Here is a 24,640-nt window from a genome sequence, read left to right as displayed (position 1 = left end):
CCCGCAGGCATCGCTTGGACTTGGCGATTGTCGAACCCGATTGTCGCTCCGCTGGCACGGTCCAGCCGTCACTCGATTGCGACTTGGCGCATTTTGGCGACGGACTAAGACGACTTAGGCAGCGGAGATGTAATCTAAGGGTGTGATTCGTTAAGCGGTTGCCTTTGAGGCGCGTTCCCATACCCGCAATATTTGTTGATCCGGATGCTGACAGATAAGAGGCTGCTCCACCGGAGCGCGGTGGGTCTCGCAGCCGCGTTGGCGCTCATTGTTCCGTTGTCGGTATTTTGGGTGAGCCCGGCAGCAGCCGGATGCTCCGCTGCGCCGATTAGCGGTGGCCTCGACGTTATCTGCGAGGCTGCCATCCCGCCCGATCCCGTCAATGTGCCGATCGTCATTCCCGCGGGGAATAATTCGCTCGCGGTTGCGAGCGGCAGCTACGTCGACTTTGAATTTCTCGGCAACGGCACTAGTACCACCACCTTTACGGGTGGCACGACAAGCGCTGGCATAACGACCCACGATGGGGTCGACTTCTTCACGATGACCGGCGGCGCCATCGCCGGTACGGTCAGTCAGGGCGACGGCGTCGACACTTTCACGATGAGCGCTGGTTCGGTGGGTGCGGTGGACCAGGGCGGCGGGCTCGACACGTTCGTCATGACGGGCGGAACTATTGTCGGCGCCTTTACGGACGGCGATTCCGCGACGATTAGAGGCGGCACGATCGGTTCAGTCGACATGAACGTCGGCAACAACGTCTTCTTCATGTCAGGCGGAACCATCGTCGGCGACGTCGTTACGCGGCAGAATAACGATACGTTCACTCTCGTCGGGGGCAGCATCGGTGGCGAGGTCGATCTCGGCAACGGCACCAACAGCTTTACGATGTCGGGTGGAACGATCGGAAACGGCGTCACTACGGGGACGGGCACCGACACGTTTGCCTGGAGCGGCGGCGCAATCACCGGGTCCATCGGTCTGGGTGCAGGAGCCGATCGGGCGACGCTGTCGAACCTCGGTGCTGCCAACCTCGCCGGCACGACGCTCATTGACGGCGGAGCGGGTACCGATCTCCTCAGCTTTGCGCATTCAGTCATTTCCGGCATCGCTCGATTCCAGAACTGGGAGACAGTCGCGCTCGCCAGCGGCTCATACGTCGCGCTCGATAGCGACTTCGTGCTTGGGGGCGCCGACACTGGCACAGGCTCCCTATCGATCGATGCTTCGAGCACGCTTTATGCCGATGGTGCCAGTAGCGCCATTACGCCGTTCACTAGCGGGCAACTCGTGCTCGTCACTAATGCCGGGACCATCGACCTCGCCAACGGTAGTCCCGGCGACACGCTTACAGTCGTCGGCAGCTACGTTGGCCAAGGGGGCAGACTGCAACTCGACACGCGGCTTGGCTCGGACGCCTCGCCATCTGACAAGCTCGTCATAGATTCCGGCACCGCGACCGGCGGCACCGGCATTGCGATCACTAATGTCGGCGGTTCCGGAGCCAAGACTGTCGCAAGCGGCATTCTCATCATCGATACGGTGAATGGTGCCACCACAGCAGCCGGAGCGTTCGCGCTCGCGGGACCCGTCGTCGCTGGCCCCTACGAATACTCGCTCTACCGTGGCGCGGCCGATGGCTCGGCTCCTGACAACTGGTATCTGCGCTCCACACTCGAGGACGATACGCCTGCCTACCGTTCGGAAGCCTCGCTCTACACCGCGTTGCCAGCGATGATGCTGCTCTATGGTCGGTTGATGCTCGACACGCTGCACGAGCGTATGGGGGATGAGTTCTCCGGCTTCGGAGGCAACGCGGAGCGCGGCTGGGGCCGCGTCATCGGCCAGCACGGAGATCATGACGGGCATGCGCTCGGTATCTATGGCGATGGTCCGGCCTTTGACTACGACTTCTGGGCCCTGCAGGCGGGAAGCGATTTCTTCCGCAGCGGTGAGGCGAGTGGGGCTGGCGACCGGGCAGGGGCTTTTTTCGCGATCGGCAACGCGACCGGCGATGTCGACCATTTCGACGGCAGCAACGCTGGCCGCGACACGTTCATGGCTTACAGCTTCGGCGGATACTGGACCCACTTCACCGCGGAAGGCGCCTATCTCGACGCGCTTCTCATCGGTACCTGGTACGACACAGATGCGAAATCGACGCGCCTTCCCAAGCTGACCAGCAACGGAGCGGGTGTCGGCGCTTCGCTAGAGGCTGGCTATCCGCTGCTGCTTTCGGGTGGGTTCTCGGTAGAGCCGCAGGCGCAGGTTGCATTCCAGACGGTCGATATCAGTGATGCGTCCGACATCGGCGCGGCGGTACGGTTCGCGAATGCGAACTCGCTACTGGGTCGGATCGGTGCGCGCTTCGTGAAGACGTCGAGCATGGCGGAATTTGGCGGCGTGGCGTCAGGCGTGTTCACGAGCTGGGTGCGGCCTAGTCTCTGGTACGAGTTCCTCGGCGATCCGACGACGTCGTTCTCGTCGGAGCAGGGTTTCGTTCCGTTCACGGCTGACCTGTTCGGGCCAACTCTGGCGCTCGATGCCGGATTCACGGCGCAGGTCTCGGCCGATACGGCGATCTACGCATCGGCGAGTTACCAGATAGGGCTTGGTGCCGGTGCCGAGGGCGATGCCTACAACGGCAAGATCGGCGTCAAGCTTGGGTGGTAGCTCGCGACGAGCCTCTAGAGGGCCTTGCGACTTCGCTTGGCGGTCTCGCGGCAGCGACGTCGGCAGCGCCAACGTTGCGTTCGGTAGACTGGCCCGCAGTGCGCGCCCAGCGGCGGGGTAGCCAAAACAGGGCGACGATCGCCGACCAAGTCCGCTCGCGAACGTGAGTCCGTTGTCGGATGTCGAGCTTCTGCGCAATCTCAATCGCGTCGTATATAATTCGATGCAGAGATACTAGATCAGCCGTGGCCTCGTTCCGCAGCGAGCTATTCAGTGCGCGCCCATTCGTGAGCCAAGGCGGATTATTACAACGGAGTTCCCTGCGAGCTTAAGGGGGATTTCTCAGTCCGTTGCTTGTCTGATCTGGCGCAAGACTGAGGCCGCAAAGACCAAGCATGGGGCGGCGACGAGCGCCCAGGCCAGCCACTCCCAGCGGCCATCGGCGATCAGCGCGAGCAGCAGTCCACACGTCTGGAGAAGCGCAAGTGTTGCGGGAAGTGTGTACGTTCCGAAGCTCGCCATCACTCACCTGCCAGAAGCGGATTGGCTTCCTGTCTGTCAGTGCCGGCAAGACGCGCTGACCTGCGTTCGCGGCGTGCGATCCAAAGGTAGAGGCCGGTCACAAGCACCGCGATCGTTCCGACATCGAGGATCGCCCAAATGATCTTCAACGGCATGCCGCCGTAATCTCCGAAATGCAACGGCTGTGAAAGCAACAGCGAGGTTACGTACCAAGGCATGTCGCGCGAGTCAGCGTACTCGCCCGTCTGCGCATCGATCAGCACTGGCTTCGCCAGCCGCGCGGTGAGCGGTGTGTTGCCCTTCATGAAGATGATGTAGTGGCTCTCCGAGGTGAAGGGCGTGCCCGGAAATGCAACAACTGATGGTCGCATGTGGGGCTCTTTCTGCTCGGCGATGGCCACTGCCTTGTCGAAAGAGCTGAGAGTCTCGGGCCGCGCGCGGGCTTGATGATCGCCCACCATTTCCGAGAGCTGGTCGTATCGCCACAGCTGCAGCACGAGATCGGCCCAGGTGTTAATCACGCCGGTAAACCCGACCACCAGCGTCCAGGCGATGAGAAGTATCCCAGCGAGGTTGTGCACATCGAGCCAGCGAACGAGGTTTACGCGGTTGAACCTCAGCTCGCCAAACGACAGCTTTCGCATCGATGGCCCGTAGACCACGAAGCCGGATACCACTGCCACGCAAAAAAGAATTCCCATCACACCGAGAAACAGTTTGCCCGGTAGGCCAGCAAACATATCGACATGCAGTTGCAAGATCACCTGCATGATGCCGCTCTGAAATTCGGGCTGATCTAGAAACGTACCAGTTCCGGCATCCATGCGAACGACCTGGCTAGTGCCAGGGTCGCCGTTGGGTGAATTGTTGACGGTGAGAAGCACGACGCCCGGCTGCTCATCGTCCCAGCTTACGTATTGCACGACCTTGCCGGGCATTCGCGCCAGGCCATTGCTCACGACGACATCAAGGCTAGCGGGATTGTCTGGAAGTGGCGCTTTAGGCTGCGCGAGATCGACGGTCAGCTCGTGTATCTCGTGATGAAAAATCAGCGGCAAACCAGTTATGCAGAGCAGCAACAGAAACGGCGTGCAGATCAGACTCGACCACTTGTGAATCCAGTTCCAGCGCCGCAGGCTCGCTTGGTGCACATTTCCCTCCAACACTTTATCGCGCTGCTGCGCCACTCAAGAATAGCTCCCATGCCTTTTTGAAATGCCGGTCGCGCGCATTCTTTGCGGCATAGGCCGTGCTCCCGACCAAGGTCTCGTTGAGGGGAAGGGACACGACGCTGTGGACGAGCTGCGTGGCGATGAACCACCGGTCGCCGGCAGCAATCCGCCCGGCATCCTGTGCTTCCTTCACGTAGCCCATCAGAAGCTCCATGAAGGGATCGTCCTGTGCGCCGGGTTGCACCTTGCCGGCGAAGACATATGACTCCGTGATTGAGATACGCTTGAAGGCAATGAGCTCCGGATCGAGATTGACCTCTAAAAACCAGCGGGCAACTCGCTTCAGCCGATCAAGCGCATCCCCGTCCTTCGGCAACCGCTCGGTAAAGCGCCCGAGTTCGGTCACCCAACGCATGTGCGCATGCTCCAGCACGGCGCCGAACAGCGCGAGCTTAGAGGGGAAGCGGCGGTAGATCGTGTCTTTGCCCGCCTGGCAAGCCGACGCGACCTGCTCCATCGACGTTGCGGCGAATCCCTGCGCCGCGAACAGCGCTGCTGCGGCATCTATGATGCGCACCATGTTATCGCTACGCGGAGCAAGCTTGCCGCGTGCGTGCTCGCGCTTTGCGTCCGTGGCTGCGGCCGAAGGCATCTTCTCGTTCAAGCGATTGCCCAAACCGGTCCTCCTAACAGCTCCCCCAGTTCAACGTCGTGCCGCATCGCCGCGACCGGCGAGCGGACCCTTCTCGTGTGGCAGATTCGCGTCATCGCTCAGAAACCATACTGCGTACGTATACAATAAACTGGACGGGACGGTCCCGTTTGGTTATTCGACTTTGACAGCAGTGTCTAGTTTCGCGTTGGGGGTTGCGTATGAGTTGGCGTTCGAGACGGCTGGCTGCCGTCGGGTACATTCTTGTGGCTGGCAATGCGCATGCGCAGGATCCAGCGCCTGCCTCAACCCAGCTCGATCCCTTAGTCGTCGAGGGAACTTCCAAGCCAAAACCGGCGAAGACCAAGAAGGCAAAGTCGGCTGGACAAGCGAAGCAGGCGGCGCCGTCGACGAAGCAGGCAGCCGCACCAGCCAAGCCTGCGCCGGCTCCCGTCCAACGCGACGGAACATCGGCATCGACGCGCAACACCTACCAGCCGGCGGACACATTCTCCGCCACCAAGACCGACACGCCGGTGATTGAGACACCGCAAGCGATCTCGACCGTCACCCGCAAACAGCTCGACGATCAGAACCAGCAGACGGTCGGCGGAGCGCTCGGCTATTCCGCCGGCGTGCTGGCGAGCTTCGAGCAGAACGCCCGCTACGACAACATCTTCCTACGCGGCTTCGGCGGATTCTCCACGAGCGGCAATTACGTGCGGTTCCTTGACGGAATGAGACTGCCGCAGGGCCAGGTGTTCGGCATCATGTCGATTGATCCGTTTCTCCTCGACCGGATCGACGTGCTGAAAGGGCCTTCGGCGCTCCTCTACGGACAGGTCAGCCCCGGCGGCCTCGTCAACATGGTGAGCCGCGCTCCGACTCCGGAACCCTACAATGAGCTGCGCTTTGAAATGGGGAGCTACGGTCGCGTGCAGGCTGGCTACACGACGCAGGGCGCCTTCGATAAGGAGGGCACGCTCCAGTATAGCCTCACCGCGATCGGTAAGGATTCAGGCACGCGCTACGATGACGTCGACGAGCAGCGCTTCGCCATCGCGCCGGCCATCGCCTGGCAGCCGAGCGCGGATACACGCCTCACCTTGTCGGGCTTCTACCAGGCCGACCCCGAAGGCGGCTATTTCAACTCTCTTTATGCCAAGTCACTTGCTGCGCCTCAGTTCCAGCCTTACCTGAATTCGAAGTTCAACCCGGGCGATCCCTCCTACGATCATTTTGATCGCAAGGAGGCGGGTATCGGGTATCAATTCGAGCATCGCTTCAACAGTGCGGTTCTCTTTAGATCAGCACTTCGCTACGCAGAGTTCGACCTCGATTTCGCGGGCATACAGATTTATACGGGCCCGTCTGTCACCGGAGACATCTCCCGGCTGGCGGCCAAATCAATTGAGGAGGCAAGCAACGTCACGACCGACAACCAGCTCCAGTTCGATTTCTCGACCGGAGCGCTGCGTCACCGCGTACTGACAGGCATCGATACGCAGCGGGCCGACAGTAGCGCACTGTTCGAGGCCAACTTCACCGTTACCCCGATCAACGTGATCGATCCGCAATATGGATCGCCCGTCAGCGGCTCGTTCCTGAGCTTCACGTCGGGAGACCAGAGTCTCGACCAGACCGGAATCTACACGCAAGATCAGATCGCGCTCGGCAATTGGCGGGCCCTTGTCGGGGTGCGTCATGACTGGACCGAGCAGGTGACAGAGCCCACCGGCGGAGCAGTGCAGTCCCAGGACAGCGAGGCAACGACCTATCGCGCAGGGCTGCTCTATCTGTTCGACAACGGCATTGCGCCATATGCCAGCTATTCGACATCATTCGAGCCGGAGACCGGCGTTGATGAAAGCACCAACAAGGCGCTGATCCCGAGTAAGGGCGAGCAGTACGAGGTGGGCATCAAGTATCAGCCGACATTCATCCCCATGCTGTTCACCTTCTCCGCCTTCGACATCACCCAGCAAAACGTCAAGAAGGCCGGCACGCTGTCAGGGCTCTATACTCAGATCGGCGAAATCAGCTCGCGCGGGCTGGAGTTCGAGGCCCGCGGCAACGTGACGGAAGGACTCGGCCTCATTGCGGCCCTCACGCTGCTCGACACCGAAGTGACCAAATCCACGACAGTTTCGTCGATCGGCAAGCGGCCGCAAGCGGCTCCCGAGTACTTCGGATCCGTGTGGGTCAACTACGGGTTCCGCTTCGGCACCCTCGATGGCCTCACACTCGGTGCAGGCGTTCGCGTTGTCGGATCGAGCTTCGCGGACGACGCAAACACGCTCAAGGCAGATGGATACACGCTCGTGGATGCAGCGTTGAGCTACGATCTCGGCAAGCTGGACCCCTATCTCACAGGATCGGAAGCGACGCTCAACGTCTGGAACCTTGCCGACAAGGAATACTATTCGAGCTGCAGCTCGGGCTTTTACTGCGAGTTTGGCGAGCGGCGCACCTTCCTCGCCGGTATCCGGCACCGTTGGTAATCTCGAGGCGAGGCGTCGACTTCCGGATGGGAACACTTCGCGCCTCGCCGAGAAATCTACCAAATGCAGCAAGGGTCGTTCCGCTGACGTGATGCGCGATGCGATCTGCGTCGTCTTCGGCCGTATTGGCATCCACTCCAGGGCAATCAGAATGTCCCTGACCACTAGGTGACGCTCGCGCGATGAGGACGCGCGTTTGCGCCCCTTGGCAGTGAGAAAGATGGCGCGATAGGGCTGGCTGGTGACTAGGCCGCCGCGTTTCAGCCCGCTGGATCGTGTTGTTGACGGTCACCTTGGTGACGCCAGGTCGCTCGGCGAGGTCCACGAGCCGCGCTTCGCCCCTCTCTTCCATCAGTTCGGTAATGAGTTCGACGTGGTGCTCGGCCACCTCGCTCTGGCGCGTCGCGCACGCGCTGAAACCGTTCTGCCCGCCGAGCAGTCTCCTGCCCGGGATCTGCAATTTTTGCCATCTCGTCTCCTGCCGAGCGCCTCGCGCTTATCGCGTGTCGTGGTTGACACCAAAGTTAGTCAACGCTAACTAGTCGATAATTAGCTGCGCCTAACTAGTGATGGTGCAGCTAACACATGTGGTGTAGCGTTCGGGGGATCGTGATGCGTTTTGTGTGCGTGCTGCGTGTTGCACCGGCGTGCGTGCTGGCTCTGGGGGTGACAGGACAATCAATGGCAGCCGACAAGAGCAGGTATTCACTGTTCTCACCGACGCCAGATCGGCTGCTCCGTGACATGGCTACGGATCGGCCGGACACCACGGAAAGTCCGTTCACCGTCGACGCCGGGCACGTGCAGATCGAGACGAATCTCTTCGCCTACGGGCGCTCGCGCCCGGACGAGGACGGCGTCGTCACCGTTAGCTACGAGTTTGTGGCCACGAACATCCGCATCGGTTTGACCAACGACACCGAGATCAATTTCGTCTGGCAGCCCTACGGCACCGCTCGCAGCCGCCCAGCCGGAGGGCTCACCGTCCGGGATTCCGGCATCGGCGGTGTCGATATTCGCGGCAAGATCAACCTGTGGGGCAACGATACTTTCGAGAAGACAGGATCGGCGCTGGCCCTGCTGCCATTTATCACGCTGCCGACCGATGAGGACAACGGCATCAGCCCGGAGTTCGTCGGGGGAGGACTACTCGTGCCGCTGGCGCTCGCGCTGCCCAACAACTTCGGGCTGGGACTGAATGGTGGCGCGGTCTGGGTGAAGGACGACGACGCCTCCGGCTACCACACCGAGTACATCGCCACAGCGTCGCTCGCCTACGAGTGGAGCGACAAGCTGGGTACGTATTGGGAAATTGCTGCTACCCTCAACACCGATGATCCGCGCGGCGATGAGGTCATCGTGGCGACCGGCGTCACCTACGCTGTCACCGACAACCTTCAGCTCGATGCCGGCATCAATGTCGGCGTCACCGAAGCCTCCGACCGCTTCAATCCGTTCATTGGCGTGTCGCGGCGCTTCTAGTGCCTTGCAACCACTCCGTAGTTCGCAGCAGAGAAAAGGGGCCATGGAAATGAACCTGACCATCATTGCTCGTCGCGCCGTGATCGGGAGGCTCATCGTCGGCGCCACAGCGCTGGCGATGGCCGGCTTTTACCTGGCTGCGCCGAGTTACGCGCAGACGAAGAAGCCGTTCCGGGTCGTGACCACGTTCACTGTCATCCAGGACATCGCGCAGAACGTCGCCGGCACCTCGGCCATCGTCGAATCGATCACCAAGCCCGGTGCTGAGATTCACGACTACCAACCGACGCCGCTCGACATCGTCAAGGCGCAGTCGGCCGACCTCGTGCTGTGGAACGGCATGAACCTGGAGCGCTGGTTCGAGAAGTTCTTCGACAACGTAGAGGACGTGCCGAGCGCCGTTGTCACCGAGGGCATCGAACCGATGGGTATCAAGGAAGGGCCCTACACCGGCAAGCCCAACCCGCACGCCTGGATGTCGCCGTCGAACGCGCTGATCTACGTCGAGAACATCCGCAAGGCGCTGGCCAGGCACGACCCCGACAATGCCGAAGTCTACGCCAAGAACGCTGCTGCGTATGTCGCACAGATCAAGGCGGTGGATGGGCCGTTACGCCAGCGGCTTTCCACAATCCCGAAAGGCCAGCGCTGGCTCGTCTCCAGCGAGGGCGCTTTCAGCTATCTCGCCCGCGATTACGGACTGAATGAGCTCTACCTTTGGCCGATCAACGCCGACGCGCAGGGCACGCCTCAGCAAGTGAAGCGTGTCATCGATACGGTTCGCAAGGAGAAGATTCCCGTGGTGTTCAGCGAAAGCACAATCTCCGACAAACCAGCCAAGCAGGTGGCGAAGGAGACCGGTGCGCGTTACGGCGGCATTCTCTACGTCGACAGCCTCAGCGCCGAGAATGGTCCCGTGCCTTCGTACGTGAAGCTCTTGGAGGTCACCGTGCAGACTATCGCCAACGGTTTTGGATCGTGACGGGGATGTTGGAGCGAACGCCCGGCGCCGATCTCATCGCATCGATCTCGGTGCGTGGCGTATCGGTTACCTACCCCAACGGGACAACAGCTTTGCGGGATGCGTCCTTCGAGCTGGGTCCCGGCACGATCTGCGGCCTTGTTGGCGTCAACGGCTCCGGCAAATCCACGCTGTTCAAGGCGATCATGGGGTTCGTGCCGCCATCGGCCGGCGAGATTCGCATCGCCGGCCTCACTCCGCGCCAAGCCCAGAAGCGCAACCTCGTCGCCTATGTCCCGCAAGCGGAGGATGTCGACTGGAACTTCCCGGTTCTGGTCGATGACGTGGTGATGATGGGCCGCTATGGGCGCATGGGCTTCCTACGGCGGCCGTCGAAGTTTGACCGATACAAGGTGGACGAGGCGCTGGAGCGTGTCGGCATGACGGCCTACCGCCGTAGACAGATCGGGGAGCTGTCGGGTGGACAGAGGAAGCGCGTGTTCCTCGCCCGCGCTCTGGCGCAGGAGGGTCTCATCATCCTGCTCGACGAGCCGTTTACCGGCGTCGACGTCAAGACCGAGGGCGCCATCATCGATCTGCTGGGTGAGCTCAAGAGCCAAGGCCATCTGATGCTCGTGTCCACCCACAATCTCGGCAGCGTGCCCGACTTTTGCGATCAGGTTGTTCTTGTGTTGCGCACGGTCCTCGCAGCAGGTCCGACAGCCACCACCTTTACGCAGGCAAACCTCGAGCAGGCGTTCGGCGGCGTGCTCCGTCACTTCCGTCTCGAAGGGCAAACATTGCATCAGGATGACGATCGCCGAGGCGTAACCGTCTTAACGGACGACGAGCGGCCAGTTGTCTTCTACGGCAGTCGCAAGACCAACGACGAACCGCTGCGACGCGGCGAAGGAAAAGGTGAATGATCGAGCATCTGCTCACGCCGTTCGGCTATGACTATATGCTCAAAGCCATGTGGGTGTCGGCACTCGTCGGCGCTACTTGCGCGTTCCTGTCCGCCTTCCTCATGCTCAAGGGTTGGTCGCTGATGGGCGACGCGCTAGGCCATTCAATCGTGCCCGGCGTCGCCACGGCGTACCTGATCGGATTTCCCTACGCGGCGGGCGCCTTCGTCGCCGGCCTGCTCGCGGCGCTCGGAATGACGTTCGTGCGTAGCCAGACGCGGCTGCGCGAGGATGCCGTCATCGGTCTCGTCTTTACTTCTTTCTTCGCTGCCGGACTTTTGCTCGTCTCCATCAACCCGACGTCGGTGAATGTGCAGTCGATCGTCCTTGGCAACATCCTCGGCATCGCCGACGAGGACGCGAACCAAGTGGTGATCATCTCCCTCGTTACCTTTGCCGTGCTGCTCTTCAAGTGGAAGGACCTCATGGTCGTCTTTTTCGATGAGGGACATGCGCGTTCGATCGGTCTGCATCCTGCGCGCCTCAAGGTCCTGTTCTTCACCTTGCTGTCAGCCGCGGTGGTGGCGGCTCTGCAGACGGTCGGGGCCTGCCTCGTCATCGCCATGGTGGTGACTCCGGGCGCCACAGCCTATTTGCTGACCGACCGCTTCCCGCGGCTGCTGCTCATAGCCATTGCCATTGGAACTCTTACGAGCTTCGTCGGCGCTTACCTCAGCTACTTCCTGGATGGTGCCACGGGGGGCGTGATCGTCACCCTGCAAACGCTCGTCTTCCTCGCCGCCTTCCTGTTCGCACCCAAGCACGGGATGCTTGCCGCGCGCCGAAAGGTGGCGGCGGCGGCCAGCGGCTCCAATATTTCTACGGAGCGGTCATGAGCGCGATCATCGACTTCGTCGCCGTGCCGATGAGCTACGGATTCATGCAACGCGCACTCGTCGTCGCGGTCCTGGTCGGCGCGGTCTGCTCGGTGCTGTCCTGCTACCTGGTGCTCAAAGGCTGGTCGCTGATGGGTGACGCCATCTCGCATGCGGTGCTGCCCGGCATCGTCATCGCCTTCGTGCTCGGGCTGCCGCTGTCTATCGGGGCATTCGCCGCAGGCCTCGGCTGTGCGCTGGCGACGGGCTATCTCAAGGAGAACAGCCGGGTGAAGGAGGATACGGTGATGGGCATCGTCTTTTCCGGCATGTTCGGCTTCGGCCTCGTGCTGTTCACCAAGGTCGAGACCGACCAGCACCTCAATCACATCCTGTTCGGCAACATGCTCGGTGTGACGGTGCAGGATCTGATCGAGACGGGGATCATCGCCGGGGCGGCGTTGCTCATCGTGCTGATCAAGCGGCGCGACCTCATGCTTTACTGCTTCGATCCGCAGCATGCGCGCGCGATCGGACTGCCGGTGCAAGCTCTGCACTACGGCTTCCTGGTGCTTCTATCCTTGACCATCGTTGCGGCCCTTAAAGCGGTTGGGATCATCCTCGTCGTGGCGATGCTCATCGCTCCCGGCGCCACCGGCTTTCTGCTGAGCGACCGGTTCGGGCGCATGTTGGCCATTGCCGCCGCCATCGCCATTGGCTCCAGCATTGCCGGCACGCTCGTCAGCTTCCATATCGACGGTGCCACGGGCCCCTGCATCGTGCTGATCCAGATGGCGGTTTTTCTTCTGGCTTTCCTGTTCACAGCACGCGGCGGCCTGCGTCGCCGCACGGTTTAGGGAAACAAGATGGGTACGAGATCGCACCCGTCGACCTTGTCATCCACCTTCTGCGTACAGAAGAGGTGCCCTCGTCGCGTGCGCGAGAGGACAGGGCGCCGTAACCCCAGCGTCACCTAGCAACCCGATTTTTGTCTGCCACCAAGGCGCGTGTAGCATTGCCCGGGGGTGATTCTCGTCACAGTGCGCGTGAGTGCTTTCAGAAGCTCAATCCTTCGACGCTGAGGCGACTCGTGCACAAGATCATCGCAGCGGCCATACCTTTCGCGCTATTTGTTGTGACGTCGCAGCGGGGCGCTGCTGCGGCCGAAAAATCGCAATATTGGCTGTTCAATCCCACGCCAGCGCGCCTCATGCGCGAGATGACGACGGATCGTCCCGACATCACCGAGGTCCCCTTCACCGTGGATGCCGGGCACTTCCAAACGGAAAGCACGCTCTTCGGCTATGCGCGCTCGCGGCCCGATCTCGATGGCGCCGAGAGCGACGTCTATGATTTCATGTATACGAACCTGCGCATCGGCCTCACCAACGACGTCGAGCTCAGTCTCGTCTGGGAGCCGTTCGGCCTCATCAAAGCGCACGGAGAGGTCTCACCGACGCAGTCCGGCGTGGGCAGCCTCGACGTGCGCCTCAAAGCCAATCTGTGGGGGAACGACAATTTCGACAAGCTTGGCTCTGCCTTCGCGCTTCTGCCATTCATCGTCGTTCCGACCGATGCAGACAACGGGATCAGCGTCGAGCGGCCCGAGGGCGGCCTGGCCGCTTTTGCCCAATTGAAGCTGCCGGGCAAGTTCGAACTTGGCATCAACGTGGCGGCCGAGGCCGTCGCCAACGAGGAGCAACGCGGGCACCATACAGAATACCCTATGAGCGCCTCGCTATCCTATGAGTGGACCGAAAAGTTCGGGACCTACGCGGAATTTGCCACTGTGCTCGGCTTCGATGACCCTCGCGGTGACATCTTCATCATTGGCGCCGGCTGGACTTACTCGCTCACCGAGAATCTGCAGCTGGACGGCGGCATGAACTTCGGCCTGCAGGCACCGGCGGACCGATACAATCCCTTCCTCGGCCTATCGATGCGTTTCTGAGAATCGAGGCCAACGAAGTGGACGTGCCGCTCACTTCCGGTCTGAGCCTCCTGGCGACGTTCGGCACTGGTGACCGCTGCCAATTCCGCTGGCGGCATGAGGCGGCTGGTCCCAGCCCATCCGGGGCGAAATTCAGCGGCTCGCGAACCCTATTGCTTCGGATAGATGGGGCCGTTTCCGGGCAGAAATTCGTCGGCAACGAAACCTATTTCTTCGAATAGAGCGAGCAACGTCCGATCGGCTCGAGCAGCGTGAAAACCCTTATAGAACTGGCATTTATCCGCTAGTGACTAAGGCGCAACTAGCCGCGTCCATCTAATGTTCAGTCAACGAATCATCTTGCTCCGGACGAGCGAGTTGTACTTATTCTGAGTTGCAACCGATCGGAGCCAATTATTTCCGCGGCGGTCGGGAGCGATGCGGATTTCAGCCGGCGACGGCACCCGCATCTCTAAGGGGAGAGGGACGCCAGTTTCATTTTCTGCGGCGTCGAGAATTTGGCCCCCCGAGAGGGGCACCGATTAAGGGCCGCGCGCCCGATGGTCGGAATGGAAGTCAGTTTAGTGCCCAGAATAATTGGGCGTCAGTTGCGTAGAGTTCATGTTGGGGGTTTGTATGCGTTGCGTTCCTGTAGCGAGTGGAATTGCGTCTCGCGCCATTGCCGATCGCGCCTTCGAGCAAACTCGCCGGCCACCGGCACCACCCAGCCGACATATCGGACGAAGCTTCAGAGCCGCGCTCATGTGCAGCGCGGCCGCAGCCGTCCTGCTGCTGGCGATGCCCCGGGCCATGGCTGACACGTTGGATGTTACCACCGGCTTCGACGGCAACGGCATCGAGGTAGAGCCGACACCCGCGCAGTCTGCTTACACGCTGCAGTTGGGCGATGGGACAATTGGAAATGCGGCCATCGTGAATGGTCCGCCCGTTTCGATTCTTAGCTTCGATGTCGGCCAAGCTGGCGTTCTCGTTGCTGGCTATGTATCGGGCGCCGGCGTCCAATTGCCAATTGGCGGGGCTAACGCAACGGCCACGGTCAACGTCACTGAGTACTCGGTGGTTTCAGGTTCAGCCTACGGTGTGTTCGTCTGGACCGAGGGCGCCGGCCACGATGCCACGGTGAATAACCACGGCACGATAACTGCGACCGGAGCGGGCGATAGCCTCAGCATTCCTGGTTACATACCAGTTATCGGGGGCATTAGCATCGGTTCGCCCGGCATCGGCATTAACGTGATCTCCGAGGACGGTAAAGCGACGGCGAATAACTACAACGTCGTCAACGCCTACGGCAACGCCATGAACGTATGGTCCGGCGGGGATGCTACGGCGCTTAACGAGGGCTCACTCGTCTCGGAGACAGGATCCGGCATTGTCATTGCTGATCCGCTGACGAACCTTATCCCGACGGGGAGCAAGGGCACCGCCACGAACTCCGGGTCGATCGATGCGGCGAAGCAGGGCATTCAGATCATCAGTGCCGGCGACGCAACGGCGAAGAATACCGCCGACGGTACGATCAATGCGGGCGGCATCGGTATTGCCGTAGGGTCTGGCAATAATGCGATCGTCGAAAACGACGGCCATATCGACGCGGGCAGCGACGGTATTCTCGCTGTCGCTGCGAACGATGTCACCGTCACCAACACGAGCCTCAACTCCATCGTCGCCATCGGCAACGGCATCACTGTCGATGCTGGAAACGATGCTCTCGTGACCAACAGCGGCCTGATCGATGTCACCAATGGCATCGGCATCGGGGCGCTGGCCGTCAATGACATCACCATCAACCACAGCGGCATCATCGACTCCGACAACGGAGCCGGCATTATCGCTGCAGGCGGCGGGGACGTTATCATCCGCGGCAATGGCGCGGGCGGTACGGCCTTCGGCAGCGTTCAGTCGGACGGCGTTGGCATCCTCGGCATCGCCGGTGGAAATGTGACCATCGACTCTGGGACCGTGACGTCTGACCATTCGACCGGTATCGGCGCAGTCGCCATCAACGGCGGCTCGACGGTCAACCTGCATGGTGACGTGAAAGCCAATGGCCTCTTCGGCGTCGGCAGCGTCGCGCTCGACCTTGGCTCGGGCACCGGTGATTCGATCGTCGACCTCGGCGGCAAGAACGTGCAGAACGACGGTGGTATCGGCGTGTTCTCGCTGGCGCTCGGCGGCAACTCGAGCGTGACCGGCGGCGGCGCAGGCACCATCACCAGCGCCGACGAGGGCGTTATCTCCTCGGCGTTCCTGGGCAACTCGACCGTTGACGTCAACAACGTCACGTCCGGCGGCACGGGCATCATCTCGACGGCCATCGGCGGCAACTCTGTTGCGACGGCGCAGGGTGACATTAAGTCTACGAGCGGCAGCGGCATCATCTCGACGGCTATCGACGGCAACGCCTTTGCGACAAACAACGGCAAGGTGACCGCCGACAGCGGCCTATATGGTATCGCGGCCTTCTCGATCGGCGGCGACGCTACGGCCACGGCCAACGGCGTGATCGATCCGCCGCTGATCGGCGTGTCGAGCTTCACCATCGGCAACGGTGACGCCACGAGCAACGTCAACAACACCGTGCAGGCTTGGGCGGTCGGTGCCTACGCCGGCAACATCGGCGGCGGTGACGTGTTCGTGAACGTCAACCCGGGTGGCTCGATCCAGTCGGACTACCTCGGCATCCTCGCCACCAACATCGGACCTGGCGACACGACCGTGAACGTCAAGGGAGCGGTGCGCGGATACACCGGCACGGCGACGGGGGATGACGCGATCAACGTCACCAACTTCATCAACAACGGCAACATTTCGGTCACCTCGAACGAGGATGGAACGCTGAACGCCGGCGACGATGCGGTGGACGTCACCAAGATCGGCGGCAGCGGGAAGATCGACGTCACGCTGGGCGCGGATGCTACGGCGGCTGACGATGGCGTCACCATTTTCCGCACCCTCAGCGGTGTGAACACGACCGACGAAAACAACATCTCGGTCAGCCTGGCAGACGGGAAGACGCTGACGGCGACCAACGGCAACGGCATCGATATTTCGACGCCCTTCGCCAACAACGACATCTTCGTCAACGTCGGCACGGACAGCAGTGTGCTCGCCAACAACGGCACCGCGGTTCAGGTCACCGGCTTCTCGCTGCTGGGCGACAACAACGTGACCATCACCAACGCCGGTCTGGTGCAGGGTGACGGCACGCTGTTCGATCCGACCATCCGCGTCGCGACCGACGGCAACGTCAACATCAACAACACCGGCACCATACAGTCGGATGGCGGCTCGACGTTCGCCAGCGTGATCCAGAGCGCTGCCGGCGGTTCCAACACCGTGCAGAACGATGGCACGATCACCGGCAACATGCAGCTGGCAGCGGTTGGCGCCAACACGGTGAACAACACCAGCAGCACGACCTGGAATACCTCGGGCCTCAACCTCTACCTCAGCGCGACGGGCAACGAGGTCAACAACACCTCGACGGGAACCATCAATGCCGGTCCGTTCACGGTGTTCGCGATGATCGGCCCGAAGAACGCCATCAACAACGACGGCGAGTTCAACTCGGAAGGCCTCAACGTCTACGGGATGCTGGGTGACGACAATAGCGTGAACAACACCGGCAGCTTCAACGTCACCGGCTTCACGCAGTTCCTCGGTGGCAACTTCGGTGGCCAGAACCTCGCCTTCAACAACAACGGCGGCGTGCTGAGCATGCAGAACGGCACCTCGGGCTACGGCTTCGTCACGCCGGTCGATCTCGGCTTCGAGAACTACGGCAACGATATCGGCGACGTGGTGCAGATCGGTGTGCCCGACACGCTCGGCAACTCGTTCAATGGGTCGGGCTACAGCCGCTACGCCATCGATAGCTTCCTCGCCGCGGCGACAACGTCTGCCTCCGACCTGCTGATCGTCAACGGCGATACGACCGGCGTCACGGCGCTGCAGGTGAACGACACGAATGCAGGACCGGGCGCTTACAACCCGACCGGCATCCTCGTCGCGCACATCGAGGGTAACAGCGATCCCGACGCCTTCTATCTGGAAGGTGGCCCGATCGACAAAGGCCTCTTCACCTACGACCTCTACCGCGTGCAGGTGAGCTCGTTCGACTGGCTGCTGGCTTCGACGCCCGACCAGACCTTCTTCGAGCTGCCGCACCTCATCACCGCCGCACAGAACATGTGGCACAACTCGGCCGGCGTATGGCTGGATCGCACCGCCGATCTGCGCTCCGCCGCCACCGAGAAGTGCGCCATGATGGGCAGCATCAAGGACAGCACGCCCGTGTGCTCCAGGAGCGTGACGCCAGGTGCCTGGGCCAAGGTTCTCGGCAACACCACCGAGCGTGAGCAGAACTACAGCTGGACCATTCTCGGCAAGACCAGCACCTTCGAGGTGAAGTCGAACCAGGATGGCTACGGCATCGTCGGCGGCTACGACTTCGGTCACGAGACAGCCAACGGCGCATGGATGATCGGCGCCATGGGCGGCTACGTCGCCTCCAGCCTCGACTTCGACGGATCCACCACCGACGTCGATTATCGCACCGGCCTCGTCGGCGCCTATGCCACCTGGATCGAGGGCGGCCTGTTCATCGACGGCAAGGTGATGGCCAACATCGGCAAGTACGAGTACTCGAACTACACCAACACCGGACTGTCGACGCAGGATAAGCAGGACGTTCTGTCCGTCGGCGGCGTGATCGATACAGGCTACCGCATGAACTACGCGGGCGGCTTCATCGAGCCCGGCGCCACCGTGTCCTACGTCAATGCTGAACTCGACAACGCTACCATCTACGGCACCACGGTGAACTTCGAGGACGGCAACAGTCTGCGCGGTCGGCTTGGCCTTCGCGTCGGCACCTCGTTCGTGAGCGGCGGCCACAAGGTCGAGCCATTCATCGGAGCGAGCGCCTGGCACGAGTTCGAAGCCGACAACAAGGCGACCCTGTCGAGCGGCGGCTACGATCTCACCGCCGCGGACGATGCCGGCGGCACGTTCGGCGAGGTCACGGGCGGCCTCAATGTCTTCAGCCTCGGTGCCGATGGCGTCAGCGGCTTCGTCAAGGGCAATGCCCAGTTCGGCGAGGACAATCTCCGCGGCTACGCCGGCAGCGCCGGACTCCGGGTCAACTGGTAAGGGCCCTGAGCAGTCACGGGGGAGAGGCCGCTGGTCTCTCCCCCTATTTTGTTTCCGTCATCTACCACTGGCCGCCTTTTTCAGGCGCACCGAATTTCTCTGTGCTGGATTTGTGAGTGTGACCTATGAAGCGGATTGCTGCGCTCGTGTTTGTCGGCTTGGCTCTTGCGCCATGTGCCATCGCTCAGACAAAGAGCGACCCGGCCAAGGCGACGACGACGGCTCCCAAAGCTCCCGCCGCGGCGAAGTCAGCTGCTCAGAAGGAGTGGAAGGAAGCGTTCGACGATTGGGTGCTGGCGTGCGCACAAACGACTGATGGTCAGAAGAGTTGCGCCATATCTCAGAGCCTCAGCAACACGAAAACACGCCAGCTCATCGGCGCTCTTTCGATAGGCAAGGATAAAGCGGGCAAGCTGATCGCCAATCTGCAAACGCCGCTCGGCTTCGCCGTTAGCGACGGCATCAAGCTCTCGCTGGACGGCCAGTCAGGCGTCGCCGTGCCGGTCAAGACGTGTCTCCCGAACGGCTGCCTCGGCATCGTCGAGCTCGATCAGAATATGATCGGGCAACTTCGCAAGTCGTCAGAGATATCGATGACATTGCAGAGCCTGCAGGCGACACCCGTCGTGATCAAGTTCTCGGCAAAGGGGGTTGCCAGGGCGCTCGACAAGCTGCTGAAAGACGGGGCTTAGAGCCGTACGCTTGCGCCCGCTGTCGCTCGATGCAGGCTGGCTTTTCGGCTATGGGCTGCGCATGCCCTTTCATTGCTCGCGCAGCATCGCTTTATCGTGCTCTGACGACAGTAGGGACGCGGCAAGGCAGTGGTCCGTTGCGGGTTATTCTCGCATAGCCGGTAAGCCGCCGTCAGCAGAGGCAGGTGCAGCGCGTTCTCGTGGGTGAGCTCGATCGTCGGCGGTTCGATTCCGCCAGTATCCGCATCCTCTATCGTGCCGCGGGGTCTGCCTTCTGTTGAGTCACCGCCCAGCGGCGGGGTAGCCAAAACAGGGAGACGATCGCTGCGATGCAGACGACGACAAGGGCGCCGATGCTGGCGTAAGTGGCGCCCGATCCGAGCAGGCGGGTGAAAATCGCCACAACGACGCCGTACTTCAGGACAGCCAGCGCGGCGGCGACGGCGCTCCCCAACTTGCCGATGGCCTCGAGGTCCTTGTCTCTGCGACGATAGAAGAAAAAGACCATCAGCAAGGTCCAGATGCCGAACGCCAAGCTGAGGATCGGCGTAATCAGACTGAAGGTGCCGCGTCCGGTGAGGCCATAGAGCGCTTCAACGGATTCGACAAACGCCTGCGACATTAGGGGGAAAAACAGTGCCGCGGCCGTTCCGACAATGACGGAGAATTCAATGCGCTGGTTGCTAGCCTGGTAGTTCGCCTCGATCGCGCGATGACGCAGCACGAGGAGGATGCTGATGGTCAGCAAGACAAGCAGAAAGAACACCTTCATCGGCAGAGTTGCCGCGTGCGCTTTCGCTGTCAAAGAGCGGCGGTCGATGTGCGCGTAGTTGTCGCTGATCGCGTTGCTGAGAAGGTGCTGAGCACGACAGCACTCGGTGTCGCCTTGAAGCTGCGGCGATGAGGTCAGGCGTGTCGAGGCGAAGCAGAAGCGTTTGCGCTCGGGGGCAGCGGCGGGCTCGAGGAAGACGTCGCGATCGCACGAGCGGATGAAGTCGGTGAGGCCCCAGCGGGATTGGCTGACCTCGCGGAGACCTTGCAACGCCGTGAGCACGGGCAGGCGTTCGCACACCTCGCTCCCGGGACAGGTCGGGCCGACGCCTTTGTCCGACGTGAGGATGGAGGGTGCGATTTCCCAGATCGAGCGCTTGGGGCTGGCCAGCAGGCTGGTGGCAATCGCGAACGAAAGCCCGCAGAGCAGCAGAAAGCCGACCGTGAAGCGCAACCGGCCGAGGGGGATGTGCCGCCAGTAGAGGTCGGCGAGGGCGGCGGACGGAATGTAGAAGGCGACAAGCGCCACGACACCGAGCGTTGGGAAGAAGACGAACAGGTGGCTGTCCATGGCCGCGAGGCTGAACCAGCCGCTTTCCCAGAACTCGTGCGCCAGCACGACTGTCGGTGCAGCGAAGGCTACGCCAAGCGTCAGGAAAACGACGCATACGAATACACGCGGCCATATGCCGATATCGCGAGAACCCACCACTTTCCCCCAAGCACGTTCCATCGGTCCCAAGTGCCTATAGAGCATTTTTGACACGAGGTGGGTCGTTTGCGGCAAAAGTCGGTCTTCGTGAGTTTTCGTTGTTTTGGGGGAAGTCTCTGTAAGGACTAAATATTTTGGCGCGGCGGGGCGATTTGTGGCCGTTCGGCTGGATGGTTGCCGGCCGGAGGGGCTCTTCGTCTGGTAGCCGGGCAATGCCTCGGCAACTTGGCGATGGCGGGGAGCCGCGGCACCGCATCGTCAGCGCAGGGTCTGTTCCAGGGCTGGCGCTTCGGCCGTGGGGACGACGCGTCCGATAGCGAGGATCTTGGTTTTGGCGGCGTTCCAGGCCTGCGGGGGCTTATGGTGCAGCCTCTCGCACATGATCGCGGACTTCTCCACTGCGTCGTCGGGGAGGAAGTAGTAGTGGCCGGCCTTTCCGAGCAGGCGACCGAGCGCGGTGAAATACTCCTGCGCCACCTCAAGAGCAGCCTGGTCGATGCAGTGATCGGTCTCGTTGAATGCTGCAAGCGGTATGCGTGCGCGGGTGAAGAGGGCATGCGCGGAAGGTGCGTCGGTGCCGGCAGGGGCGGGAACGAAGCGCGTGCCCACTACGAGCGTCAACATATCGTCGGGGACGACGCCGGAATCAGCGGCCGGCAGCGTTGGGGCAGACTGGGCGAGGGCCGCTGCGCCTAGCGCCAAGACCAAGCCTAGGCTCAGCGGCAGCCGAAAATGGCGCTGTCTCACCATGCTAACGACCTCCTCCAACTGTCGGCGTTCCGGCACGCGCATTCGGTTCTTGATGATAACATTATCAGAAACTGCGCAAAAAGCGGGCCGATATGATGCTTGAAGATGGATCGAATTGCGCTAGCCTATTACGCAGATAAGAAACGATCACGGAGGTCACGCTTGTGGCGGGTTCGATTGAGAGAACTCGCACGCGGCGGTGCCCGATGATCGCAAGCTTCACTTCGCGCTTCAAAACTCTCTGCAAAATCCTCGCGGCATCGCGCTGGGTGCTCTGCGTGATGCCCATCTCCCTTGTCGTGCAGCCTGCAATTGCAGGCGGCGGCATGAATGCGCTGGAGCGCGTTCTCCTGGATGGGCAGCTCGTCATCCTCGGAGACACAAAGCATGGAGTGGGAGATAGGATTGGTTTCTATTCGTCTCCCGATCTGTTCGCCACCATGGCGCGTGCGGGTGTGCGTTACGTTGCGATCGAGATGCCGCGCGTGCTCGGGCGCCAGGCCATGAGCGTTGAAACCGAGTCCGACATTGATCTGTTCGCGCAGGATGTTATCCGGTCCGGACGTTGGCACTTCACCGATCCGGATGGTGACGGCGGGGATGATACGCTGGCGCAGTACCGCGTTCTGACGGCGCTCGGCCGCCAGGTGCTGCTGGCGAGAAGATTTGGGCTGAGCCTGATCTTTTATGATTTCAATAATCCGCTGGGCGGGTTCACGACGCAAAACGATCCCGTGTATCGGTGCCTTGCGCAGCTGAGCCAGCCTGTATGGCGGCGCTATGGTCTAACCGGCGTCGTAACGAAGCCACAGCGCGATGCAGCCATCATGCGCGAGCGGTTCAGCCACGATGACGAGTTGGCCGCTTACGTCGAGAATGCGGTCGAAGCGTCGGGCGGCGGCAAGGTGGTCGTCATTCCCGGCTACGCGCATGCTGTGTTGCCGGGCGGCTTGGTGGAGCGCTTGGAAAACCGGTTGCGCGCCAAGGCAACAATCGTCGCGGTCTTGAAGGACGAAGCGGAAGACAAGGGGTTCCACTCGTTCTTATGGCAGCAGGCGCGAATGCTCTCGATCGATCTGTCGCGACCGCCGCAGTATTACTACACGATTGCGACGAACGCGTTGCGCCGCGATGATGCGCCGGGGCGGTACGTTGCGCTCGACGGAACCAGTGAACGCAGCATCCCTTCGGTTTGCTATCAGCTCGCACTCGATCCGCGGTAGGCAATGCGAACTCTACTCATGGGCGAATGAGCCCTAGCTCCACGGCGCGCGCAACGGCCTGCTCGCGCGTGGTGGCGTTCAGCTTGCGCCGTGCATTGATGAGATGCAGCGCCACGGTCGGCAAGGAGATGCTTAGCTCACGCGAAATGCCGGCGTTGTCGAGGCCACGCGCGAGGCCTTCCAGGCATTGCGTTTCGCGGCGCGTCAGTGAGCGCTGCAAAATAACAGTCATTTCGAATACCAGTTTCTCTATTCTACGCTGAGCGATCAAAAAAGTTTATCGAACGAAAAAATGCAAAAGCTCTATATTTATCGATATATCTGACATGGCAATCAGTGTACACCCTAGGTTTTCTGATAGGTGCGAGGCTCGCCGGTAGGGTTCATTTGCAGCAAGGTGAGTGCTGCTCAGCGCACGGCATCAGTCCGGTGGTCGACGTCTCCGCTACGATTTGCGTGGGCTATGTGCTTTTGGGGTATTGGCGTGTGGCATTAGGGTTTCATTCACGGCTCGCGGTGGCTGGCGAGGCGTGAAGGGAGCGCACGAGCGGCGCGCTCCTTGTTGTTTCTAGGAACACTGCAATCAGACGGGTGCGGGGTTGCGTTCGAGGAACGTGCCGCGCTGATGCCAATAAGGATAGGTGAGCGGCACCTCGCTTGCCATGTCGAGTTTGGCAACCTGTTCCTTGGTGAGGTTCCAGCCGACGGCGCCGAGGTTCTGCTTCAACTGCTCTTCGTTGCGGGCGCCGATCACCACTGTTGCAACGGTTGGCCGCTGCAACAGCCAGTTCAGCGCAATCTGCGGAACGGTCTTGCCGGTTTCCTTGGCGACTTCATCGAGTGCGTCGACGACGCGGAAGAGAAGATCATCGGCGACTTGCGGTCCGAATTCGGCGGAATCGTGCAGACGGCTGTCCTTAGGGATGCCAGTGCCGCGCCGGATCTTGCCGGTGAGGCGGCCCCAGCCGAGCGGGCTCCAGACGACGGCGCCGATACCTTCCTCGATGCCGAGCGGCATCAGCTCCCATTCGTATTCGCGGCCTATCAGGGAGTAGTACGTCTGGTTGGCAACGTAGCGCGGATAGCCGTAGCGGTCGGCGGTGGCGAGCGCTTTCATGATGTGCCAGCCGGAGAAGTTCGAGACGCCGGTGTAAAGCACCTTGCCGGCGCGAACGAGCGTGTCGAGCGTCGATAGCACTTCCTCCGGCGGCGTCATCGCATCGTAGGCGTGCAGTTGCAGCAGATCGATATGGTCGGTCTGGAGGCGCTTCAGTTGCTCGTCGACGCTCTTCAAGAGATGAAAGCGGGATGAGCCAACATTATTAGGCTCGTCGTTGAAGCGGAACGTCGCCTTAGTGGAGATGATGGCGCGGTCGCGCTTTCCCTTGAGCGCTGCGCCGAGGATGCTCTCGGATGCCCCGGCGGAGTAGATGTCGGCCGTGTCGAACATGGAAACGCCGGCGTCGAGGCAGATGTCGATCAAGCGTGTCGCTTCGGCGACGTCGGTTGAGCCCCAGGCCGCAAACAGCTTGCCTTTGCCGCCAAAGGTGCCGGTGCCGAAGCTGAGGACGGGCACAGTGAAGCCGGAGCGGCCAAGTCGCCGATGTTCCATGGCAGTGATCCTGTCTCGATTGCGAAGGGGTG

Annotated in this window: 18 protein-coding genes; 11 read left to right on the top strand and 7 right to left on the bottom strand. The window is 61.4% G+C overall.

The features are described 5' to 3' along the window. Positions 1–240: 240 nt before the first annotated feature. Positions 241–2,673 (top strand): autotransporter outer membrane beta-barrel domain-containing protein, encoded by a 2,433-nt coding sequence (locus ACP15D_RS05530; protein WP_424956551.1) that lies wholly within the window; start codon positions 241–243, stop codon positions 2,671–2,673. Positions 2,674–3,194: 521 nt separating this feature from the next. Here ACP15D_RS05530 and ACP15D_RS05525 read toward each other — a convergent pair. Continuing rightward, positions 3,195–4,382 carry a PepSY-associated TM helix domain-containing protein gene (locus ACP15D_RS05525; RefSeq protein WP_424956550.1) on the bottom strand — a complete coding sequence of 396 codons (1,188 nt, stop codon included), beginning with the start codon at positions 4,380–4,382 and terminating at the stop codon, positions 3,195–3,197. Beyond that, complete coding sequence (locus ACP15D_RS05520) at positions 4,363–5,043, bottom strand: TetR/AcrR family transcriptional regulator (RefSeq protein ID WP_424956549.1); 681 nt, start codon at positions 5,041–5,043, stop codon at positions 4,363–4,365. Before ACP15D_RS05520 ends, ACP15D_RS05525 begins: the two co-directional genes overlap by 20 nt. A 197-nt stretch (positions 5,044–5,240) precedes the next feature. Between ACP15D_RS05520 and ACP15D_RS05515 the strand changes: the two genes are divergently transcribed. The 9 genes from ACP15D_RS05515 (at position 5,241) to ACP15D_RS05475 (ending at position 19,540) form a co-directional block, all read left to right on the top strand. Beyond that, positions 5,241–7,520: a TonB-dependent siderophore receptor gene (locus ACP15D_RS05515; protein ID WP_424956548.1), complete on the top strand. Its 2,280-nt coding sequence runs from the start codon at positions 5,241–5,243 to the stop codon at positions 7,518–7,520. 681 nt (positions 7,521–8,201) lie between these two features. After that, complete coding sequence (locus tag ACP15D_RS05510; RefSeq protein ID WP_424956547.1) at positions 8,202–9,002, top strand: transporter; 801 nt, start codon at positions 8,202–8,204, stop codon at positions 9,000–9,002. 49 nt (positions 9,003–9,051) lie between these two features. Further along, on the top strand, positions 9,052–9,984 hold the full coding sequence (locus tag ACP15D_RS05505) for a metal ABC transporter substrate-binding protein (protein WP_424956546.1): 933 nt from the start codon (positions 9,052–9,054) through the stop codon (positions 9,982–9,984). Between the two features lie 5 nt (positions 9,985–9,989). Next, entirely contained in the window at positions 9,990–10,889 is a 900-nt protein-coding gene (locus ACP15D_RS05500) for a manganese/iron ABC transporter ATP-binding protein (protein ID WP_424956545.1), read from the top strand. Continuing rightward, positions 10,886–11,764, top strand: coding sequence for a metal ABC transporter permease (locus tag ACP15D_RS05495; protein ID WP_424956544.1), 879 nt, complete (start codon positions 10,886–10,888; stop codon positions 11,762–11,764). The genes ACP15D_RS05500 and ACP15D_RS05495 overlap by 4 nt, the downstream gene beginning before the upstream one ends. Continuing rightward, positions 11,761–12,600: a metal ABC transporter permease gene (locus ACP15D_RS05490; protein WP_424956543.1), complete on the top strand. Its 840-nt coding sequence runs from the start codon at positions 11,761–11,763 to the stop codon at positions 12,598–12,600. Before ACP15D_RS05495 ends, ACP15D_RS05490 begins: the two co-directional genes overlap by 4 nt. A 233-nt stretch (positions 12,601–12,833) precedes the next feature. Further along, positions 12,834–13,694 carry a transporter gene (locus ACP15D_RS05485; protein ID WP_424956542.1) on the top strand — a complete coding sequence of 287 codons (861 nt, stop codon included), beginning with the start codon at positions 12,834–12,836 and terminating at the stop codon, positions 13,692–13,694. A gap of 789 nt (positions 13,695–14,483) precedes the next feature. Then, positions 14,484–18,848, top strand: a complete 4,365-nt coding sequence (locus tag ACP15D_RS05480; protein ID WP_424956541.1) for an autotransporter domain-containing protein — start codon at positions 14,484–14,486, stop codon at positions 18,846–18,848. Positions 18,849–18,973: 125 nt separating this feature from the next. Further along, the gene (locus ACP15D_RS05475) at positions 18,974–19,540 is read left to right on the top strand and encodes an invasion associated locus B family protein (protein WP_424956540.1); all 567 of its coding nucleotides are present in this window, start codon (positions 18,974–18,976) and stop codon (positions 19,538–19,540) included. A gap of 250 nt (positions 19,541–19,790) precedes the next feature. On the opposite strand, the gene ACP15D_RS05470 is transcribed toward ACP15D_RS05475, so the two are convergent. The 3 genes from ACP15D_RS05470 to ACP15D_RS05460 all read right to left on the bottom strand — a co-directional run bounded on the left by ACP15D_RS05470 (position 19,791) and on the right by ACP15D_RS05460 (position 22,062). Further along, positions 19,791–21,020 carry a hypothetical protein gene (locus tag ACP15D_RS05470; RefSeq protein ID WP_424956539.1) on the bottom strand — a complete coding sequence of 410 codons (1,230 nt, stop codon included), beginning with the start codon at positions 21,018–21,020 and terminating at the stop codon, positions 19,791–19,793. Between the two features lie 261 nt (positions 21,021–21,281). After that, the gene (locus tag ACP15D_RS05465) at positions 21,282–21,773 is read right to left on the bottom strand and encodes a hypothetical protein (protein WP_424956538.1); all 492 of its coding nucleotides are present in this window, start codon (positions 21,771–21,773) and stop codon (positions 21,282–21,284) included. Positions 21,774–21,837: 64 nt separating this feature from the next. Further along, positions 21,838–22,062 (bottom strand): hypothetical protein, encoded by a 225-nt coding sequence (locus ACP15D_RS05460; RefSeq protein WP_424956537.1) that lies wholly within the window; start codon positions 22,060–22,062, stop codon positions 21,838–21,840. On the opposite strand from ACP15D_RS05460, the gene ACP15D_RS05455 reads away from it, so the two are divergent. Next, positions 22,055–22,996 (top strand): hypothetical protein, encoded by a 942-nt coding sequence (locus ACP15D_RS05455; RefSeq protein WP_424956536.1) that lies wholly within the window; start codon positions 22,055–22,057, stop codon positions 22,994–22,996. The genes ACP15D_RS05460 and ACP15D_RS05455 overlap by 8 nt on opposite strands. A 16-nt stretch (positions 22,997–23,012) precedes the next feature. Here ACP15D_RS05455 and ACP15D_RS05450 read toward each other — a convergent pair whose 3' ends face one another. Together ACP15D_RS05450 and ACP15D_RS05445 are read right to left on the bottom strand one after the other, a co-directional pair. Continuing rightward, the gene (locus tag ACP15D_RS05450) at positions 23,013–23,228 is read right to left on the bottom strand and encodes a response regulator transcription factor (RefSeq protein ID WP_424956535.1); all 216 of its coding nucleotides are present in this window, start codon (positions 23,226–23,228) and stop codon (positions 23,013–23,015) included. A gap of 351 nt (positions 23,229–23,579) precedes the next feature. After that, positions 23,580–24,608, bottom strand: coding sequence for an aldo/keto reductase (locus ACP15D_RS05445; protein ID WP_424956534.1), 1,029 nt, complete (start codon positions 24,606–24,608; stop codon positions 23,580–23,582). Positions 24,609–24,640 lie beyond the last annotated feature (32 nt).

The sequence above is a fragment of the Hyphomicrobium sp. 1Nfss2.1 genome (genome assembly GCF_965243865.1).
In the GTDB taxonomy this organism is placed as follows: Bacteria; Pseudomonadota; Alphaproteobacteria; order Rhizobiales; family Hyphomicrobiaceae; genus Hyphomicrobium_A.
This window is presented reverse-complemented; position numbering and strand designations above follow the sequence as displayed.

What these genes read in the sequence shown, in the direction of transcription:
- ACP15D_RS05465 (WP_424956538.1), bottom strand. Translation starts at nt 21,773, where the DNA reads ATGGTGAGACAGCGCCATTTTCGGCTGCCGCTGAGCCTAGGCTTGGTC.
- ACP15D_RS05460 (WP_424956537.1), bottom strand. Translation starts at nt 22,062, where the DNA reads ATGGGCATCACGCAGAGCACCCAGCGCGATGCCGCGAGGATTTTGCAG.
- ACP15D_RS05510 (WP_424956547.1), top strand. Translation starts at nt 8,202, where the DNA reads ATGGCAGCCGACAAGAGCAGGTATTCACTGTTCTCACCGACGCCAGAT.
- ACP15D_RS05495 (WP_424956544.1), top strand. Translation starts at nt 10,886, where the DNA reads ATGATCGAGCATCTGCTCACGCCGTTCGGCTATGACTATATGCTCAAA.
- ACP15D_RS05445 (WP_424956534.1), bottom strand. Translation starts at nt 24,608, where the DNA reads ATGGAACATCGGCGACTTGGCCGCTCCGGCTTCACTGTGCCCGTCCTC.
- ACP15D_RS05500 (WP_424956545.1), top strand. Translation starts at nt 9,990, where the DNA reads ATGTTGGAGCGAACGCCCGGCGCCGATCTCATCGCATCGATCTCGGTG.
- ACP15D_RS05455 (WP_424956536.1), top strand. Translation starts at nt 22,055, where the DNA reads ATGCCCATCTCCCTTGTCGTGCAGCCTGCAATTGCAGGCGGCGGCATG.
- ACP15D_RS05475 (WP_424956540.1), top strand. Translation starts at nt 18,974, where the DNA reads ATGAAGCGGATTGCTGCGCTCGTGTTTGTCGGCTTGGCTCTTGCGCCA.
- ACP15D_RS05505 (WP_424956546.1), top strand. Translation starts at nt 9,052, where the DNA reads ATGAACCTGACCATCATTGCTCGTCGCGCCGTGATCGGGAGGCTCATC.
- ACP15D_RS05490 (WP_424956543.1), top strand. Translation starts at nt 11,761, where the DNA reads ATGAGCGCGATCATCGACTTCGTCGCCGTGCCGATGAGCTACGGATTC.
- ACP15D_RS05450 (WP_424956535.1), bottom strand. Translation starts at nt 23,228, where the DNA reads ATGACTGTTATTTTGCAGCGCTCACTGACGCGCCGCGAAACGCAATGC.
- ACP15D_RS05515 (WP_424956548.1), top strand. Translation starts at nt 5,241, where the DNA reads ATGAGTTGGCGTTCGAGACGGCTGGCTGCCGTCGGGTACATTCTTGTG.
- ACP15D_RS05480 (WP_424956541.1), top strand. Translation starts at nt 14,484, where the DNA reads ATGGCTGACACGTTGGATGTTACCACCGGCTTCGACGGCAACGGCATC.